General features: G+C 70.2%; 14 protein-coding genes. 9 read left to right on the forward strand and 5 right to left on the reverse strand.

All coding sequences use genetic code 11. The features are described from left to right. Window positions 1–88: 88 nt before the first annotated feature. Window positions 89–1,135, reverse strand: a complete 1,047-nt coding sequence (locus tag AB0O24_RS08200; protein ID WP_363374074.1) for an NAD(P)-dependent alcohol dehydrogenase — start codon at window positions 1,133–1,135, stop codon at window positions 89–91. A gap of 314 nt (window positions 1,136–1,449) precedes the next feature. On the opposite strand from AB0O24_RS08200, the gene AB0O24_RS08205 reads away from it, so the two are divergent. Beyond that, a complete protein-coding gene (locus AB0O24_RS08205) occupies window positions 1,450–2,031 on the forward strand; it encodes a hypothetical protein (RefSeq protein ID WP_363373947.1) in 582 nt (193 codons plus the stop codon). A gap of 423 nt (window positions 2,032–2,454) precedes the next feature. Here the strand turns inward: AB0O24_RS08205 and AB0O24_RS08210 are convergent, their stop codons facing one another. After that, complete coding sequence (locus tag AB0O24_RS08210; protein ID WP_363374077.1) at window positions 2,455–3,438, reverse strand: LacI family DNA-binding transcriptional regulator; 984 nt, start codon at window positions 3,436–3,438, stop codon at window positions 2,455–2,457. A gap of 172 nt (window positions 3,439–3,610) precedes the next feature. On the opposite strand from AB0O24_RS08210, the gene AB0O24_RS08215 reads away from it, so the two are divergent. From AB0O24_RS08215 to AB0O24_RS08240, 6 genes are all read left to right on the forward strand, one after another. Beyond that, window positions 3,611–4,534 carry a sugar ABC transporter permease gene (locus tag AB0O24_RS08215; protein WP_058595362.1) on the forward strand — a complete coding sequence of 308 codons (924 nt, stop codon included), beginning with the start codon at window positions 3,611–3,613 and terminating at the stop codon, window positions 4,532–4,534. A gap of 113 nt (window positions 4,535–4,647) precedes the next feature. Then, on the forward strand, window positions 4,648–5,457 hold the full coding sequence (locus tag AB0O24_RS08220; protein ID WP_058595373.1) for a carbohydrate ABC transporter permease: 810 nt from the start codon (window positions 4,648–4,650) through the stop codon (window positions 5,455–5,457). Between the two features lie 82 nt (window positions 5,458–5,539). Further along, entirely contained in the window at window positions 5,540–6,892 is a 1,353-nt protein-coding gene (locus AB0O24_RS08225) for a sugar ABC transporter substrate-binding protein (protein ID WP_363373950.1), read from the forward strand. 78 nt (window positions 6,893–6,970) lie between these two features. Continuing rightward, complete coding sequence (locus tag AB0O24_RS08230) at window positions 6,971–8,488, forward strand: alpha-L-arabinofuranosidase C-terminal domain-containing protein (RefSeq protein WP_363373953.1); 1,518 nt, start codon at window positions 6,971–6,973, stop codon at window positions 8,486–8,488. Window positions 8,489–8,502: 14 nt separating this feature from the next. After that, a complete protein-coding gene (locus tag AB0O24_RS08235) occupies window positions 8,503–10,221 on the forward strand; it encodes a beta-galactosidase (protein ID WP_363373956.1) in 1,719 nt (572 codons plus the stop codon). A gap of 304 nt (window positions 10,222–10,525) precedes the next feature. Beyond that, a complete protein-coding gene (locus tag AB0O24_RS08240; RefSeq protein ID WP_307384785.1) occupies window positions 10,526–12,154 on the forward strand; it encodes a PAS domain-containing sensor histidine kinase in 1,629 nt (542 codons plus the stop codon). Between the two features lie 136 nt (window positions 12,155–12,290). Here the strand turns inward: AB0O24_RS08240 and AB0O24_RS08245 are convergent, their stop codons facing one another. The 3 genes from AB0O24_RS08245 to AB0O24_RS08255 form a co-directional block, all read right to left on the reverse strand. Continuing rightward, on the reverse strand, window positions 12,291–12,671 hold the full coding sequence (locus tag AB0O24_RS08245; RefSeq protein ID WP_275797396.1) for a PIN domain-containing protein: 381 nt from the start codon (window positions 12,669–12,671) through the stop codon (window positions 12,291–12,293). Continuing rightward, a complete protein-coding gene (locus tag AB0O24_RS08250; RefSeq protein ID WP_275797398.1) occupies window positions 12,668–12,931 on the reverse strand; it encodes a hypothetical protein in 264 nt (87 codons plus the stop codon). The genes AB0O24_RS08245 and AB0O24_RS08250 overlap by 4 nt, the downstream gene beginning before the upstream one ends. 69 nt (window positions 12,932–13,000) lie before the next feature. Further along, a complete protein-coding gene (locus tag AB0O24_RS08255) occupies window positions 13,001–13,966 on the reverse strand; it encodes a LacI family DNA-binding transcriptional regulator (RefSeq protein ID WP_363373960.1) in 966 nt (321 codons plus the stop codon). Window positions 13,967–14,016: 50 nt separating this feature from the next. Here AB0O24_RS08255 and galT point away from each other — a divergent pair, with 50 nt between their 5' ends. Together galT and galK are read left to right on the forward strand one after the other, a co-directional pair. Continuing rightward, a complete protein-coding gene (galT, locus tag AB0O24_RS08260) occupies window positions 14,017–15,192 on the forward strand; it encodes a galactose-1-phosphate uridylyltransferase (protein WP_363373963.1) in 1,176 nt (391 codons plus the stop codon). Further along, window positions 15,189–16,340 (forward strand): galactokinase, encoded by a 1,152-nt coding sequence (galK, locus tag AB0O24_RS08265; protein WP_363373965.1) that lies wholly within the window; start codon window positions 15,189–15,191, stop codon window positions 16,338–16,340. Before galT ends, galK begins: the two co-directional genes overlap by 4 nt. Window positions 16,341–16,429: the final 89 nt, after the last annotated feature.

The raw sequence follows: 16,429 nt of genomic DNA on the forward strand, positions 1-16,429 counted from the left end.
CACGAACTCCGCACGACGGCACGGGGCCAGGGATGCCGCGGCCCCGGCGCTCGGGAGAACGTCGGGGCCGTGGCATCCGGAGCCGGGATCAGGCGGGGGTGAAGGTCTTCGCGTCGATGACGAAGCGGAAGCGCACGTCGCTCTTCAGCACGCGCTCGTAGGCCTCGTTGATCTGGTCGGCCGAGATGAGCTCGGTCTCGGGCGCGATGCCGTGCTCGGCGCAGAAGTCGAGCATCTCCTGGGTCTCGCGGATGCCGCCGATCGACGAACCGGCGAACGAACGGCGGTTGGTGAACAGCGTGAAGACCTGGATGGGCAGGGGCTCGGGCGGGGCGCCGACGTTCACCATCGTTCCGTTGAGCGCGAGCAGACCCAGGTACTGCTTGAGCTCGAGCGGGGCGCTGACGGTGTTGATGATGAGGTCGAAGCTCTTCTTGAGCTTCTCGAACGTGTCGTCGTCCTTCGTCGCGTAGTAGTGGTCGGCGCCCATCTTGAGGCCGTCGTCCTTCTTGCTGAGCGTCTGCGACAGCACGGTGACCTCGGCGCCCATGGCGTGGGCGATCTTGACGGCCATGTGGCCGAGTCCGCCGAGGCCGACGACCGCGACCTTCTTGCCGGGGCCGGCGTTCCAGTGGTTCAGCGGCGAGTACGTCGTGATTCCGGCGCAGAGCAGCGGAGCGGCCTTCTCGTAGGGGATCGACTCGGGCACACGCAGCACGAAGTGCTCGTCGACCACGATCTTCTCGCTGTAACCGCCCTGCGTGATCGTGCCGTCGACGTCCTTGGCGGCGTAGGTGCCGATGTTGCCCTTCTCGCAGTATTGCTCTTCGCCCGCGAGACAGTTGTCGCACTCGCGACACGAGTTCACCATGCAGCCGACACCGACGCGGTCGCCAACCTTGTGCGAGGTCACCTCGGAGCCGACCTCGGCAACCGTGCCGACGATCTCGTGGCCGACGGTCAGCGGGTAGGGGACGTCGCCCCACTCGCCGCGGATGGTGTGGATGTCGGAGTGGCAGATGCCGGCGTAGGCGATGTCAATGAGGACGTCCTTCGGGCCGACGTCACGACGCTCGATGGTCGTGGGCTCGAGGGGCGAGGTCGCGGACGACGCCGCGTAGGCGTTGACGTGCATGGGTCTCCTCAGGAGGGTCGATGCGGATGCATCCATCCTCCTCCTCACCGCGATTGCCGGCGCGGGCTTGCACGGATGTGCGCGAACTGTCACGCGCATGGCAGCGGCGCGCTCGCGCAGTGTGCCGTCAGGCGGAGTCGGTGGGCGGCGCGCGGGCGGGGACGGGGCCTGGGCGGCGTGTCGGGGACGGAGTCCGCGGGACGGCCCGGGGCCTCGCGACTCGTCCCGGCCCCTTCGACGAGCTCAGGGACCTCGCGAGCGGGCAGGGGTACGGTCTACGGCGCTCTCGGCGCACGGCGCGCTACGGTGAACCCGTGCCCGCCCTCTCGCCGCGTACCCGTCGAGCACCCGTGATCCTCGCGCTCGCCGGGGTGACGTTGTCGATTCTCACGGCGTGCGTTCCGGATGCCACGCCCTCGGGCGATGCGGCTCGGACCACCCCGCCGACCGTGGCGTCCGCCACCCCCACCCCGAGCGTCAGCGCGACCGCCGATGCGCGTCTCACGGCTCCGGCCTCCGCGCGCGTGGCCCCGACGTGCGACAACATCATGGATCCGGCATCCGGGAAGACAGTGCGCGACGTCGTTCTCCCCGAGGGGGCCGTCACACTCCCGGACTACCCCGCGGTCGCACAGGGTCCAAGATGCTCCACCGATGGGTCACCCGCCGGCGACTACTACACGTGGTCGCCGGCGTCGCGGACGGACTGGGACGCTCTCGTCGCTGAGCTCACCACCGACAGCGCCTGGTTCACCGAGGAAGGCCCGCGCGGCACCTACCTGACGTACAAGATCGACGGCCGTTACAACCAGACGTTCCTCTTCACGGGCGACGCCGTCATCCTCGCCCCGTGGAAAGCCGCGACCGACTTCGTCATCGGCCCGCCGCTCGCCTGACGCGACGCCGTCTCGCGGACCACGCGGCTCTGGCGCCGGGGCGAAGCGGCGGTCGAGCTCCTCGCGCGCGCCGGCGAATGGCGGAGATCCCGGGACGGGAGGACACGCGCCGCGGCATCCGTCCTCCCGTCGCCAGAACTCCTCCGCTCGCCACGAGCCACTATGCGATGCTCGGGCCGAGCACCCCACCACCGCGCCGGCGCCGCGCCGCGTGATGGGCGGAGGGTCAGGGACAGAGGGAGGACGAATCCGGCCCACAGGTCCTCCGCCCGCCCCTGGCGCTCCGCCCGTCACACGCCCGCGCCCAGCTCCCAGCGAGCGGAGGAGACTCCGGGACGGGAGGACACGCGCCGCGGCATCCGTCCTCCCGTCGCCAGATCTCCTCCCCTCGCCACGCGACGCCGGCGCGCGGACCGGCGCACCTCAGCGCCGCGGGCCGGAGCTCGCCCGCACCACGAGCGAGGTCGGCACGAGGGTGCGGGCGTGCTCGCCGCCGGTGCCCTCGATGTCGGCGATCAGGGCGCTCATCGCCTCTTCACCGACGCGCTCGAAGCGCTGGCGGACGGTCGTGAGCGGGGGCCAGAAGTTCCCCGACTCGGGCGTGTCGTCGAAGCCGACGACGCTGACGTCCCCGGGCACCGCTCGCCCGGCTTCGTGCAGCGCCCGGATCACCCCGAGCGCCATCTGGTCGTTGGCCGCGAACACCGCCGTGACCGTCGGATCCTGCGCGAGCGTCTCGCCGATCGCGTGTCCCGACTCGGCCGTCCAGTCGCCGATCTGCACCGCGGGCACGTGGCATCCGCGGTCTTCCAGGGCGGTCCGCCACGCCGCGCGGCGGCGCTCGGCGGCGAACGACTCGAGCGGGCCGGACACGTGCCACACCGTCTCGTGGCCGAGGTCGAGCAGGTGCTCGGTGGCCAGGCGCGCGCCCTGGGCCTGGTCGTTGTCGACGACGGCGTAGGGATAGTCGGCGCTCGAGTCGACGACCACGACCGGCAGCCCCGAGGGGATCGAGAGCTCGTTCTCGCCGAGGCGGTGGGTCTCGATGAGGATCACGATCCCGTCGACCGCGTGCTCGCGCAGGCGCAGGAACGCCCCCGACACGTCGGACTGCGACGCGGACTGCACCGTGATGAGGGTGATGGAGTATCCGGATGCCGCGGCCATCGACGCCAGCGCGTCGAGCGTGCGCGTGTTGCCGTACGAGCTCAGCGAGAACATGATCACGCCGATGCTGCGGAAGCGTCCCGAGCGCAGAGCGCGCGCGGCGCTGTTCGGTCGATAGCCGAGCGAGGTCATGGCATCCAGAACCCGTTGCCGGGTCTCGGGATCGACGTTGGTGCGGCCGTTCGCGACGCGCGAGACGGTCTGTCCCGACACGCCGGCGGCCGCCGCGACGTCGGCCATCGACACCTCGCGCCGTCGTGCGCGCGGCGCAACCACGCTCGACGTCGTCGTCGTCTCGGCCACGGTGACCTCCTGGGATGTTGACGTTGACACACTAGCGCGGCGGAGTTATGTTTACGTCAACATCTCGACGACCCGGCCGGGATGCGCACCAACGAAGAGGCTCTGGACGATGACGACCACCGCGGCACCCCCGCCTGCTCTGCGCCCCCCGCGTCGCAAACGCCGTGCACGTATCGACGATCGCGGCTGGCTCTTCGTCGCTCCGTTCGCGCTCGTCTTCGCGCTGGTCTTCCTCGCGCCGCTGGCGTACTCGGTGTACCTCAGCCTCTTCCGCGACCAGCTGATCGGCGGCAACGCGTTCGTCGGCTTCGCCAACTACATCACCGCGTTCGGCGACGAGAAGTTCTGGGACGGCTTCGGGCGCGTCGGCATCTTCCTCGTCGTGCAGGTGCCGATCATGCTGATCCTCGCGCTCGCGGCAGCCCTCGCGATCGACAGCGCTCGCCTGCACGCCGCCGGCTTCTACCGGATCGTGATCTTCCTCCCCTACGCGGTGCCAGCAGTCGTGGCCGTGCTCATGTGGGGCTACATCTACGGCGACCAGTTCGGCCTGACCCGCAACCTCAACGACCTGCTCGGCGGGCAGTTCGTGCAGCCCTTCCTCCCCGAATGGATGCTGCTGTCGATCGGCAACATCGTCACCTGGCAGTTCGTCGGCTACAACATGCTCATCTTCTACTCGTCGCTGAAGACGATCCCGACCGAGCTGTACGAAGCGGCATCCATCGACGGGGCCGGCGCGTGGCGCACGATCTTCTCGATCAAGATCCCCGCCGTCCGCGGAGCCGTCGTGATCGCGACGATCTTCTCGATCATCGGCAGCTTCCAGCTCTTCAACGAGCCGAACATCCTCAAGCCGCTGGCCCCGAACGTGATCTCGACGTTCTTCACGCCGAACATGTACGCGTACAACCTCTCGTTCGCCGGTCAGCAGTACAACTACGCGGCCACGATCGCCATCATCATGGGCGTCATCACCGCCGTCATCGCCTACGTCGTGCAGCTGCGCGGCTCTCGTCAGGAGGCGCGATGACCACCGCGACCGCACCCCGTACCGACACCGTCGCCGTGACCACCTCGCGCGGTCCGCGTCTTGCCCGCCGCTCCCCCACGAGCAGCAAGAAGTCGCTCGTGCTGAGCATCGTCATGGGCCTGTACCTGCTGTACACGCTCGTGCCGTTGTTCTGGCTGCTCATCAACGCGACCAAGACCCAGGCCGATCTGTTCACGACGTTCGGCCTCGGCCCCGGCAACAGCTTCGCCCTCTTCGACAACATCGTCGAGACGCTGACCTACCGCGACGGCATCTTCGTCCGGTGGCTCGGCAACACGCTGCTCTACGTCGTCGTCGGCGCGGGAGGGGCGACGCTGCTCGCGACCCTCGCGGGCTACGGGCTGGCGAAGTACAACTTCCGCGGACGTAAGGCCGTGTTCGCGGTCGTCCTCGGCGCGATCGCGGTGCCGGGCACGGCTCTCGCGGTGCCGACGTTCCTGCTGTTCAGCCAGCTCGGGCTCACGAACACCCCGTGGGCGATCATCATCCCCTCGCTCATCAGCCCCTTCGGCCTGTACCTCATCTGGGTGTACGCGACGGATGCCATTCCCACCGAACTCCTCGAGGCCGCCCGCATGGACGGCGCCGGCGAGTTCCGCACCTTCTTCACCATCTCGATCCGGCTGCTGACCCCCGGCATCGTCACGGTGCTGCTGTTCGCCGTCGTCGCGACGTGGAACAACTACTTCCTGCCGTTGATCATGCTGAGCGACCCGCAGTGGTACCCGCTGACCGTCGGCCTCAACCAGTGGAACGCCCAGGCCACCGGTGTTGCGGCGCAGCCCATCTACAACCTCGTCATCACGGGCTCGGTGCTCTCGATCATCCCGATCGTCGCCGCCTTCCTCGTGCTGCAGCGCTTCTGGCAGTCCGGTCTGAGCGCCGGCAGCGTCAAGCAGTGACCCTCGATCTCCTCCCGAACCCGGAGCGTCCTGCCCCGGAAACACGCAACACCATCCACAACAACGAAGTGAAGGAATCCCGATGACATTCATGGGCAAGGGCACCGCCGTGCGGCGGGCCGTGTTCGCCGTCGCAACGACCGCGCTGACGGTGGGCGCGCTGACTGCCTGCTCCGGCGGCAGCACGGGCGGCGGAAGCAACGGCGGAAGCGCCGACGACATCGAGAAGGCCCTCGAGGCCGGTGGCGAGATCACGTACTGGTCGTGGACGCCCTCGGCCGAGGCGCAGGTCAAGGCGTTCGAGGCGAAGTACCCGAACGTCAAGGTCAACTACGTCAACGCCGGCACCAACAAGGACGAGTACGCGAAGCTCCAGAACGCGATCAAGGCCGGCTCGGGCGCTCCCGACGTCGTGCAGATCGAGTACTACGCCTTCCCGCAGTTCGCCCTGTCGGACTCGCTCGTCGACCTGTCGTCGTACGGCTTCGCCGACCTCAAGGGCGACTACAGCCCCGGCACCTGGGGCTCGGTCGACTTCGACGGAAAGATCTACGGCCTCCCGCAGGACTCGGGCCCCATGGCCCTCTTCTACAACAAGTCGGTGTTCGACCAGTACGGCATCTCGGTGCCGACCACGTGGGACGAGTACCTCGCGGCAGCGCAGAAGCTGCACGCGGCCGACCCGACGAAGTACATCACCGCCGACACCGGCGACGCGGGCTTCACCACCAGCATGATCTGGCAGGCCGGCGGCACGCCCTTCACGACCTCCGGCACCGACGTGACCGTCGACCTGCAGGACGAGGGCTCGAAGAAGTTCGCCGACAACTGGAACCGCCTCATCGAGGGCGGCCTCATCTCCGACACCCCGAGCTGGAGCGACGAGTGGTTCAAGGGCCTCGGTGACGGCTCGATCGCCTCGCTCGTGATCGGCGCGTGGATGCCGGGCGTGCTCGAGTCGTCGGTTCCCGACGGCGCCGGCAAGTGGGCCGTCGCACCCATCCCGACCTACGACGGCAAGGCCGTCACGGCCGAGAACGGCGGCGGTGGCCAGGCGGTCACGAAGCAGAGCAAGAACCCGGCTCTGGCCGCGGGCTTCCTCAAGTGGCTGAACAACGACGAGGAGAGCCTGAAGATCTTCGCCGAGTCCGGCGGCTTCCCGTCCACGACCGCTCAGCTGAGCGACCCCTCCTTCGTCGACAAGGCGTCGGACTACTTCGGTGGCCAGAAGATCAACGAGGTCCTCACGCAGGCCTCGAGCGAGGTGCGCGAGGGCTGGAGCTACCTGCCCTACCAGGTGTACGCGAACAGCATCTTCAACGACACCGTGGGCCAGGCGTACGCCACCAAGGGCGACCTGAACAAGGGCCTCAGCGCCTGGCAGGACCAGCTCGTGCAGTACGGCAACGAGCAGGGCTTCTCGGTCAACAAGTAAGCACGATCATCAGGGGGCGGGTCGCAACGCGCGAGCGAGCGACCCGCCCCTTCCCTTCCTTTCCTCCAGGAGACCCGCATGACCTCCCCCACCCGCATCGCCGTCGACCGGGACGCCCTCGGCGCCGCCGTGCCGCGCCGCCTGTTCGGCACGTTCGTCGAACATATGGGCCGCTGCGTGTACGACGGAATCCACAGCCCCGGACACGAGACGGCGGATGCCGCGGGCTTCCGCGCCGATGTTCTCGAGCTCGTGCGCGAGCTCGGTGCCACCGTCGTGCGCTACCCCGGCGGCAACTTCGTGTCGGGGTACCGCTGGGAGGACGGTGTCGGCCCGCGCGATGAGCGATCGGTGCGCCTGGACGCCGCGTGGCACAGCACCGAGACCAACCAGGTGGGCCTGCACGAGTTCGCCGAGTGGGCGGATGCCGCGGGCCTCGAGGTCATGGAAGCCGTGAACCTCGGCACCCGCGGCGTCGCCGAGGCCGCCGACCTCCTCGAGTACACGAACCACCCCTCCGGCACGGCGCTGAGCGAGCGCCGCCGCGCGAACGGCCGCGACGAGCCGTTCGGCATCCGTCTCTGGTGTCTCGGCAACGAGATGGACGGGCCGTGGCAGATCGGCCACAAGACCGCCGACGAGTACGGGCGCCTCGCCGCCGAGACCGCGCGCATGATGCGCTTCATCGACCCGACCGTCGAGCTCGTCGCCGCGGGCAGCTCGAACCACGAGATGCCGACGTTCGGCGAGTGGGAGCGCACGGTCCTCCGCCACACCGCGGGTCTCATCGACCACATCTCGGTGCACGCGTACTACGAAGAGGATCCCGCCGACCCGGCCAGTTTCCTCGCGAGCGGCGCGGCCCTCGACCGCTACATCGGCGAGGTCGCCGACATCATCGACGAGGTCGGTGCGACGACCCCCGACGGACACCCGATCGGCATCAGCGTCGACGAGTGGAACGTCTGGAACCAGACGCGGTGGAACGAGGTCGACAAGCCCCGCGTGTTCACGGGCGACTGGCCCATCGCCCCGCGCCTGATCGAGGACGACTACACCGTCACCGATGCCGTCGTCGTCGGCTCCCTGCTCATCACGCTCCTGCGCCGCTCCGACCGGGTCTCGATGGCCAACCTCGCGCAGTTGGTGAACGTCATCGCCCCGATCCGCACCGAGCCCGGCGGCGGGGCGGCGTGGCGCCAGAGCACGTTCCACCCCTTCAAGCTCACCGCCGAGGCGGCATCCGGCCGGGTCGCGCCCGTCTCGGTCGACGGCGCCCGGATCGTCACGGCCCGCCACGGCGAGGTCGAGGCGGTCGACGCGATCGCCACCGTCGACGGGGACGTCGCCCACGTCTTCGTCGCCCACCGTTCGCTCGACGCGGCGACCGAGGTGGAGCTGGATCTCGGTGCCGTGGCGTCCGCCGACGCCGTCGTGATCACCGTCCCCGAGGGCGGCGACCGGAACACGACCAACTGCGCCGACGCCGAGCCCGTGGCCCCCACAGCCCTCGCGGTCGAGGTGGTCGACGGCATCCTGCGCTTCACCCTGCCCCCGCTCGCCTGGGCGCGCATCCGCGTGCGGCTGGCCCTCTGATACCGAAAGACATCGTGACCACCTTCACCATCGGCGAGACCGACTTCCTGCTCGACGGGCGACCGCACCAGGTCATCTCGGGCACGCTGCACTACTTCCGCATCCACCCCGAGCACTGGGCCGACCGCATCCGCACGGCCAAGGCGATGGGACTCAACACCATCGAGACCTACGTCGCGTGGAACGTCCACGAGCCGGTGAAGGGCGAATGGGATGCCACCGGGTGGAACGACCTCGGCCGCTTCCTCGACCTGATCGCCGCCGAGGGGCTGCACGCGATCGTGCGTCCGGGACCGTACATCTGCGCCGAGTGGCACAACGGCGGCCTCCCGGTGTGGCTGACCTCGACGCCGGGGATCGGCATCCGTCGCTCGGAGCCGCAGTACCTCGACGCCGTGACCGCGTACCTCGAGCGCGTGTACGAGATCGTCGCGCCGCGGCAGATCGATCGCGGCGGCAACGTCGTGCTCGTGCAGATCGAGAACGAGTACGGCGCCTACGGCTCCGACAAGGACTACCTCCGCGAGCTCGTCCGGGTCACCCGCGACGCCGGGATCACCGTGCCGCTGACCACCGTCGATCAGCCGATGCCGTGGATGCTCGAGAACGGCAGCCTCCCCGAGCTGCATCTCACGGGCTCGTTCGGCTCGCGGTCGGAGGAGCGCCTCGCGACCCTCCGCGAGCACCAGCCCACCGGGCCGCTGATGTGCAGCGAGTTCTGGGACGGGTGGTTCGACTGGTGGGGCAGCATCCACCACACGACCGACCCCGCGGCATCCGCCCACGATCTCGACGTGCTGCTCGCGGCCGGGGCCTCGGTGAACATCTACATGGTGCACGGCGGCACGAACTTCGGCACGACCAACGGCGCGAACGACAAGGGCCGCTTCGACCCGATCGTGACCTCGTACGACTACGACGCACCGATCGACGAGTCGGGCCACCCGACCGCGAAGTTCCACGCGTTCCGCGACGTGATCGCGAAGTACGCCCCGGTGCCCGATCTCGCGCCCGCCGCACGGCCGGAGGCCCCGGCCTTCGAGGTCGCCCTCTCGGGCGAGGGCGACTGGATGCCGGCATCCACGGGTTCCGTCTCGGACGACCCCGCGACGTTCGAGGCGCTCGGACACCTCGGCCCACTGGTCCGGTACGACGTCGACCTGCCGTCGTTCTCGGGTGCCGCAGCCCTCGTGTTCGGCGAGGTGCGCGACCTCGCGTGGGTGCACGTGGACGGGGTGTTCGTCGGACACCTGTCGCGGACGCTGCACGAGCGGGCCCTCGCTATCCCCGCCGGCGCGCAGCTCACGGTCCTCGTCGAGGACCAGGGCCGCGTCAACTACGCCGACCGGCTGGGCGAGGCCAAGGGACTCATCGGCACGGTGACCCTGAACGGTTCACCGCTGACCGGCTGGACCGCGACGCCGGTCGATGTGGCATCCGCCGTCGGCACCGGCGAGGGCGCCGTCGGTCGGGCACTGCTGCGCAGCGCGTTCGACCTGGACGCTCCCGCCGACCTGTTCCTCGACACCACCGGCTGGGGCAAGGGCTTCGCGTTCGTGAACGGCTTCTTCCTGGGCCGGTACTGGAACAACGTGCCGCAGAACACCCTGTACGTCCCCGGCCCCGCCACCCGCTCCGGCGCGAACGAGATCGTGGTGCTCGAGCTCGAACACGCGGTCGAGCCGGTCGCCCGCTTCGTCGCGGCGCCGTCGCTGGGTCAGCTCGAGGAGTGAGCCCTCTGGCGTGAGTTGCCCGAATCTGTCGCTTCGACGCCCGCCCCGGCGACACTTCGCGGCAACTCACGCGGAGAACGGGCGAGGGGTCACGGCGTGAGTTGCCTGAATCTGTCGCCTCAAGGCAGGGCCGGCGACACTTCGCGGCAACTCACGCGCGGGCGGGGCGAGGATGCCCTGGGCGGGGCTCTCGGGGATCCCCTGCGCCCGCGGCACCCCCTGTTCGAACAGCGCAAACCCGTCCGCCGAACGCAAGGGTGAAGTACGGTCGAAAGGCGCGAGTGAGGGGAGGAGGACAGCGACGATGCCGTTGTTCGAGATGGAAGCCAACCCCCGCGGTCGCGTGAGCGTCTTCGCCCGGGCGCAACTCCCGTTCATGCTCGCGATGGTCTTCCTCGTCGGCATCGCCGGTCTCGCCCAGCCCTCGACCCTCACCGTGGGCGTCGTCATCCTCGGGTTCACCCTCAGCGTCCTCGCGACCGTCCTGTCGCTCGCCGTGCCGTGGGAGCGCCTCCCCCGAGCCTGGATGATGCTGATCGCCGCGCTCGACCTGCTCGCCGTCGCCCTGGTGCGCGCCGAACTGCTCCCCACGTTCCCCTCCGTTTCCGTGCTCGCGATCTTTCCCGTGCTGTGGCTCGCCTATGGCTTCCCCTGGTACGGCATCCTCGCCGGGGTGTTCGGGACGGGATTCATCACCTCCTTCCGCTTCATCTACGTCGGAGCCTGGCCCGCGTCTCCCGTCGAGTGGGCGAACGTCGTGATCATGCCGACACTCGTCGTGGGCGTCGCGGTCATCGTGTTCGTCGCCGCGCGTCACCTGCGGCGACGAACCCGGCAATTGGCGCAGGCCTCTCGTGCTCAGGCCGAGGCTCTGCGCGAAGCCCGGGATGCCGAAGCCGTCGCGCTCGGGATCGTCGACACCGTGACGGCAGGAGTGGTGTTCTACGACGCCGACGGGCGACTGGATGTCGCCAACGCCCAGGCGCACCGCTTCGCCGAGCTCGGCGGGTTCCGACTCGATGAGCCGCCGATGGCCGGAGACGCTGTCTTCGACGCCGACCGGACGACCCCCATCCCCCTCGGCGAACAGGTCATCCCCCGAGCATTCGCCGGCGAGGCGGTCAACGACGAGTTCGAGTGGTGGGGACCGGCGGACGCCCCGGTCGCCGTGCTCGCGTCCTCGAGCCGCGTCCGTCGCGCCGACGGCCACGTGTTGGGGACCGTCGTCGTGATCTACGACGTGACTGCGCTCGCCGAGGCGATCGAGGTGCGCGAGCAGTTCCTGCGGACCGTGTCGCACGAGCTGCGTACCCCGCTGACGAGCATCACCGGGTTCCTCGACCTCATCGACGACGAGGTCGACCAGGAGAACACCCGCCTGCGGCGCTACGTCGAGGTGGTCACCCGCCGCACCGCGGATCTTTCACACCGGGTGCGCGATCTCCTCGCCGCGAGCGAGAGCGAGAAGACCCTGCGAATCGAGCGCGCCGACCTCGGCGAGATCGTCGCCACGGCGGTCGCGGAGGTCGACGCGTTCGCCGAGGCCCGCGCATTCGTCATCGAGAGGGCCGCCACCGGGCCGACGTCCGCTCGCGTCGACCCCGGACAGGTCATCGTCGCGATCGTCGAGCTGCTCACGAACGCGGTGAAGTTCGGCATCCCGTCCGCCGCGATCACCGTCTCGTACGGCGTTCGCGACGGCCGCGCGCTGCTGACGGTGACCAACGACGGGCCGGGGCTCGGGCGGACCGAGCAGCGGCGAGCTTTCGACCGCTTCTACCGCGGGGCGCTCGCGCAGTCGAGCGAGATCCAGGGCTTCGGACTCGGGCTCACGACGGTCCGCGCGATCGCCGTCGCGCACGGAGGCACCGTGGGCCTCGACAGCGTCCCCGGGGGACGCACGACGGTGACGTTGGACCTGCCCGCCGGGTAGAGCGGGCGCACGGCCTCACGGACACGGGTTTCCCAGCCGACGTCGCGCGCGATCGACGCCGCGGCTCTGACCCGTGCATGAACGCGATCGACGCACATAAACGCGAGCTGCTCGTGTTTCTGCGCGTGGATGCCGTTTATGTGTGATGGCGAAGCGACAGCTGGTCGGCGACCGCGCCGAGCCGGTCGTCGAACGTCGCGAGCGGAGCGTCGAGGTGCGTTGCGGCGGCGAGAACGCACGTGTCGGGCATCTTCAGCGAGTGGCGAGCGCGCAAGGTCGCCACGAGCGCCGGCTCGTCGGGGCCCATGTCCACAGCCTCGACCCGCAGAGCGCGCAGGGCTCGCCACATCTCCGCCTCTCGGCCGACGCGTGCCGCCCCGACCAGCGTCTCGGCGACCGTGAGCGGGTGCATCAGAAACGGACCAGGGTCGTCGGCCAGCAGCTTCTTGGCGCGATCGTGATGGGCGTCACCGGGAGTGAACAGAGCGATGATGACGCCGGCGTCGAGAACGATCACTCCGGCCAATCCTCGCGGAGTTCCCGCAGGTAACCCTTGGGGTAGATCCCCGCGAACTGGTCGATGACGAGGTCGATGCGGCGACGCTGCGCGGCGGAACGTCGAGACTCCTCGCCGCGGAGGGCGTGCCCACCCGCGACGACGAGATGCGTGATCAGCGCGCTCGGCGACTCATCGGGCCAGCGGGAGCGCGCGATCTGCAGCGCCTCCTCGATCTCGACGGTATGCGTCACCTGGGTGCGGGGGCGGGTGGTCGGCATGGCCCGAGTGTACCACCTGTACATTCGGTGCACCACCGCTCAGCTGAGGGTCACACGAAGAGCGACACCTCAACGCGCAGCGGTACTCTGGCGCACCATCAGTGACGCCGGCACCGTCTCCGCGACCGGATCGCCGCCCTCGATCGCCGCGACCAGGGCGGCGACGGCGCGGCGGCCCAGCGCGTCGAAGTCCTGGCGGACGGTGGTCAGCGGCGGGCGGAACTCCGCGGCATCCGCGATGTCGTCGAAACCCACCACCGAGACATCCTCGGGAACACGGCGGCCCTCGTCGGCGAGAGCGCGCAGAGCACCGAGGGCCATCTGGTCGTTGGCGACGAAGATCGCCGTGGCACCGGCAAGACCCGCGACGGCGGCGTACCCGGATGCCGAGGTCCAATCGCCGCGGACCGGCTCGGGCGCCTTGATTCCGGCGTCAGCGAGAGCCTCGCGCCATCCCCGCTCGCGCTCAGCCGCGGCGAACGAGCCGCGCGGCCCACCGAGGTGGTGCACCGCGTCATGGCCGAGGGCCAACAGGTGCGCGGTCGCAGCCCGCGCGCCGGCGGCGTGGTCGGTCTGCACGATCGAGAAGCGCGCGTCGGCCGGGGAATCGACGACCACGAGGTGCAGGTCGGCGGGTGGCTCGGCGTCGCGGGCGAGCTCGGTCGCCTCGTTCAGCACGACGGCGCCGTCGACGCCCTGCGAGCGCAAGCGGGCGAAAGCCTCGCGGATGCCGCGCTCCCCGACCGTCACCACGGCCAGGGCGTAGTCGCGCTCGGCGGCGGCCTCGGAGATCGCCTGCAGCATGCGCGAGTTGCCGACGGACGCGAGGGTCGACACGACGAGGCCGATGGTCGATGTCTGCCCGGTACGCAGCGCCCGCGCCGCGCGGTGCATGCGGTACCCGAGGTCGGCCATGGCCTTCTCGACACGCGCCCGGGTGGCGGGGTCGACACGGGGACTGCCGTTGGCCACGCGCGACACGGTCTGCGCCGAGACTCCGGCCCGCTCGGCCACGTCGGCCATGGATACGCGCATCACGCCCCCTCCATGTTGACGATAGCACGCCCCAGATGTAGCGTGTTATCGTGAACACGGACAGCCTCACCGCGGTATCTTTGGGCGCCGGCGTCGTCAAGCGGCCCACGCACCTGGCCGACGGACGCGAGCTCATCTACTTCGACGACCCCGACACGACGCTCGGCGCCGAGCGCGCAATCGACGCCCGCACGCTCGACCCCCGTCCGACGACGGCGACCATGCGGCAAGACGTGCTGACGGGCGACTGGATCACCGTGGCATCCAATCGCCAGAACCGCGCGTTCCTTCCCCCCGCGCACCTCGACCCGCTGTCGCCGCAGACGCCGACCAACCCGTCTGAGATCCCCTCGCTGTACGACGTAGCGGTCTTCGAGAACAAGTCGCCGTCGTTCGGCCCCGCGCTCGACAGCGCGGTCGGCGACGCTCCGGCCGCGGTCGACCCCCCGCGCGGAGACGACGACCTCGAGCACCTCGGCCTGGGCCGCACGCGCACCTCGGTCGGACGCTGCGAGGTCGTGTGCTTCAGCCCCGCGCACGAGGGGTCGTTCGGATCGCTCTCGCGCACCCGCGCCCGCACCGTCATCGAGGCGTGGGCCGATCGGACCGCGGCGCTCTCGGCTCTGCCCGGCATCCGTCAGGTCTTCCCGTTCGAGAACCGCGGGGAGCAGATCGGGGTCACCCTGCCCCACCCGCACGGGCAGATCTACGCCTACCCGTACGTGACCCCGCGCACGCACCGCCTGCTCGACACGATCTCGCGCACCTCGAGCGACCTGTTCGCGCGCATCCTCGACTTCGAGTCCGCCGGCGAGCGCGTCGTGCTGCGCGGCGAGCACTGGACCGCGTTCGTGCCGTTCGCGGCCCGCTGGCCCATCGAGGTGCACGTGCTCCCGCACCGCCACGTCGCCGATCTCGCCGAGACGACCGACGCCGAACGCGACGAGCTCGCGCCCTTCTACCTCCGACTGCTGCGCGGCATCGACGCTCTCTACGACACCCCCACCCCCTACATCGCCGCGTGGCACCAGGCGCCGGTCGGACGGGCGAGGGATGCCGTGCGCCTCAACCTGCAGATCACCTCGCCGCGCCGTGCGGCCGACAAGCTGAAGTACCTCGCCGGATCCGAGGCCGCCATGGGCGCCTGGATCGGCGACGTGACCCCCGAGTCGCAGGCCGAGCGCCTGCGCGCCGCCCTCGACACCGTTCCGGAGGTGACGGCATGAGCGCCGTCGACGACGCCCTCGCCCTGCTCGCCGCTCCCGCCGTGGGCGTCTGGTCGGCCCCCGGCCGCGCCAACCTGATCGGCGAGCACACCGACTACAACGAAGGTTTCGTCTTCCCCTTCGCGATCGCCCAGCGCACGGCCGCCGCGGTCGCGCTGCGCGACGACGACGTGATCCGCGTTCGGTCGACGTTCGCCGACGACGCGGTCGAGGTCCCGCTCGCCGAGCTCGACGCCCGCATCGCCGCCGGCGGCCTCGACTGGGCGGGGTACCCGCTGGGCGTGGCGTGGGCGTTGCTTCGGGAGGCCCCGGATGCCGCGCCTCGCGGCGTCGACATCGCCCTGGCGTCGGAGGTGCCGGTGGGGGCGGGCCTGTCGTCGTCCGCCGCGATCGAGGGGGCCGTGGCATCCGCCCTCAACGACGTGTGGAACGCCGGTCTCGACAAGGTCGCCCTCGCCCGCGTGGGACGCATCGCCGAGAACGACGCGGTCGGCGCCCCGACCGGGATCATGGACCAAATGGCGTCGATGCTGGGCGTCGCCGACGCGGCGACGTTCCTCGACTGCCGCACGCTCGAGACCCGCGCGGTGCCCCTCGGGTTCGCCGACGCCGGGCTGTCGATCCTCGTCACCGACACGCTCGTGGAGCACGCGCACTCCTCGGGCGGCTACCGCGAGCGCCGCGCTTCGTGCGAGAAGGGCGCCGAGGCCTTCGGTGTGCCGGCCCTGCGCGACCTCACGGTCGACGACCTCGCGCGCGCCGAAGAGATCCTCGACGATGTGACCTTCCGCCGCGTGCGCCACATCGTCACCGAGAACCAACGCGTGCTCGACACCGTCGCCGCCCTCGACGCCGAGGGTCCGACGGCGATCGGCGACCTGCTCACCGCCTCGCACGCGTCGATGCGCGACGACTTCGAGATCTCGGTGCCCGAGCTCGACCTCGCCGTCGAGACCACGCTGGCCGCGGGCGCCCTCGGTGCCCGCATGACCGGCGGCGGCTTCGGCGGCGCGGCGATCGCGCTGATCCCCACCGGGCTCATCGCGGCGGCGACCGAGGAGGTTCTCGCCGCGTTCGCGGCATCCGGGTTCCGCGCCCCGAACGTGTTCACCGTCACGCCGTCGGAGGGCGCGCGCCGCGACGCGTGACGGGCCGGGGCGCGGCCCGCGCCGGCTCCCCCGTCGGCGGCGGCGCCGTCGCTTCGCTCCGCCTAGCCGGGTCGGCGCGGCGGTGAGCG

Origin of the sequence: Microbacterium sp. NPDC086615, from assembly GCF_040686055.1 — a bacterium.
Taxonomy (GTDB): domain Bacteria; phylum Actinomycetota; class Actinomycetes; order Actinomycetales; family Microbacteriaceae; genus Microbacterium.

What these genes read in the sequence shown, in the direction of transcription:
- AB0O24_RS08250 (WP_275797398.1), bottom strand. Translation starts at nt 12,931, where the DNA reads ATGCCGACCACCCGCCCCCGCACCCAGGTGACGCATACCGTCGAGATC.
- galK (WP_363373965.1), top strand. Translation starts at nt 15,189, where the DNA reads ATGAGCGCCGTCGACGACGCCCTCGCCCTGCTCGCCGCTCCCGCCGTG.
- AB0O24_RS08230 (WP_363373953.1), top strand. Translation starts at nt 6,971, where the DNA reads ATGACCTCCCCCACCCGCATCGCCGTCGACCGGGACGCCCTCGGCGCC.
- AB0O24_RS08210 (WP_363374077.1), bottom strand. Translation starts at nt 3,438, where the DNA reads ATGGCCGACGTCGCGGCGGCCGCCGGCGTGTCGGGACAGACCGTCTCG.
- AB0O24_RS08215 (WP_058595362.1), top strand. Translation starts at nt 3,611, where the DNA reads ATGACGACCACCGCGGCACCCCCGCCTGCTCTGCGCCCCCCGCGTCGC.
- AB0O24_RS08220 (WP_058595373.1), top strand. Translation starts at nt 4,648, where the DNA reads ATGGGCCTGTACCTGCTGTACACGCTCGTGCCGTTGTTCTGGCTGCTC.
- AB0O24_RS08240 (WP_307384785.1), top strand. Translation starts at nt 10,526, where the DNA reads ATGCCGTTGTTCGAGATGGAAGCCAACCCCCGCGGTCGCGTGAGCGTC.
- AB0O24_RS08225 (WP_363373950.1), top strand. Translation starts at nt 5,540, where the DNA reads ATGACATTCATGGGCAAGGGCACCGCCGTGCGGCGGGCCGTGTTCGCC.
- AB0O24_RS08255 (WP_363373960.1), bottom strand. Translation starts at nt 13,966, where the DNA reads ATGCGCGTATCCATGGCCGACGTGGCCGAGCGGGCCGGAGTCTCGGCG.
- AB0O24_RS08200 (WP_363374074.1), bottom strand. Translation starts at nt 1,135, where the DNA reads ATGCACGTCAACGCCTACGCGGCGTCGTCCGCGACCTCGCCCCTCGAG.